Below are 1,735 nucleotides of genomic sequence, written 5' to 3' on the forward strand. Positions count from 1 at the left end.
TTTAATAATTGTATAACCGGGAGTGTAAAATAAACTGTGTAAGTAGAGAACGTACGACTCTACTTCACAGTTTATTTTTTATATAATCTAGCGCGCTATCGCTTACTATATCCGTAAAAAGTGTTGGTTAAAAATCAAACCAACTACTTGTTACGGATGCCGAGCTAAATACTATGCATAGTGTTAAAATACACTTATTAAAACTTGGAGGTTAGTTATGGCTAGAAAAAAACGAGATCCTAAATCTGTCGAACTTGCTAATAGAATTATTGCTGAGTATGCACCTGAATCTGTTGAAGATATGGAAAATGCACTAAAAGATGTTTTTGGACCTATGTTTGAAGCTATGTTACAAGGTGAAATGAATAACCACTTAGGATATTCTTCGAATGATAAATCTGATAAAATTACCGAAAATAGACGCAATGGATATGGGAATAAAACACTTAATACCACTAAAGGTAACATTGAAATCAATGTCCCAAGAGATAGAGATGCCTCATTTGAACCACAGTTAATAAAGAAACGTCAGCGTGATGTTTCTGAAATCGAAGATAAAGTAATTTCTATGTATGCCAAGGGCATGTCACAACGTGATATTTCTTCAACAATAGAAGATATCTATGGTTTCTCTGTATCTCATGAAATGATCTCTGATATTACTGATGCCGTTATTCCTGAAATGGAAGAATGGCAAACTAGACCATTGGAAAAGTGCTATACATTTGTATTTGTAGATTGTTTATATACTAAAATTAGAACTGAGTACGAAATTAAAGAATATGCTGTTTATACAATTCTGGGGTACACGATTGATGCAAAGAAACAAATACAAGGCTCATGGCTTAATGAAACAGAAAGCAAGCATAAGTGGATGCAAATATTTGATGAAATTAAGGCTCGTGGTGTCGAAGACATTTTCTTTTTATCTATGGATGGTGTTTCTGGCTTAGAATCCGGAGTTAAGGCTATTTTTCCTAAAACAATTGTTCAAAGATGTATTGTACATTTAGTTAGGAATTCTATTAAATACGTACCAAGTAAAGACTATAAAGCTTTTACTTCTTCTTTAAGAAAGGTTTATGGGGCAACATCACTTAAAGCTTGTCATACTGCTTTTGAAGCATTTAAACAACAATGGTCTCAATATCCTGGTGCGGTTGATGTTTGGAAACGTAACTTCACTCACGTTGAACAGCTGTTTGATTATGGTAGTAATATTCGTAAAATCATGTATACAACTAACGCGGTAGAAAGTATTCATTCTAGTTACCGAAAGGTTACAAAAAAAGGTGCATTCCCAAATGAGAATGCACTCTTAAAATTACTCTTTATTCGAACGAAAGAACTTCAAAAGAAATGGTCCACTGGTTACATTCCAAACTGGTCTATGGTTATGAACCAGCTTCTTTTACATGATCAAATTAAAGATAGAGTTATTAAGTATCTTGAATAACTTACACACTTAATTTGACAAAGCCAGATGTTATGTCTTGTCATTTTCTCTTGGTATGTGACTTTTTAATCGGTATGATTTACCTGTAATTTTAACGACATTTGAGTGATGTAAAATCCTATCTAAAATAGCGTTTGCTATTTTAGGATCCTCAAAAACTTCGTTCCATAAATTAAAATTGATGTTAGTTGTAAATATCGTGCTCTTCTTTTCATATCTTAAATCTATTAGTTGGAAGAATAATTTGGCATCTTCATTATCAATTGGTAAGTAGCCAAT

General features: G+C 32.7%; 2 protein-coding genes. One reads left to right on the forward strand and one right to left on the reverse strand.

Going from position 1 to position 1,735, the window contains the following annotated elements:
• Positions 1 to 217 precede the first annotated feature (217 nt).
• A complete protein-coding gene (locus KA878_RS13815) occupies positions 218 to 1,456 on the forward strand; it encodes an IS256 family transposase (RefSeq protein ID WP_210142234.1) in 1,239 nt (412 codons plus the stop codon).
• A 30-nt stretch (positions 1,457 to 1,486) separates the two neighbouring features.
• On the opposite strand, the gene KA878_RS13820 is transcribed toward KA878_RS13815, so the two are convergent.
• Positions 1,487 to 1,735 (reverse strand): ATP-binding protein (locus KA878_RS13820; protein ID WP_210142235.1); only part of this gene is annotated, 249 nt, incomplete at its 5' end.

The organism is Staphylococcus sp. GDY8P57P (assembly GCF_017892585.1).
Taxonomy (GTDB): Bacteria; Bacillota; Bacilli; order Staphylococcales; family Staphylococcaceae; genus Staphylococcus; species Staphylococcus borealis.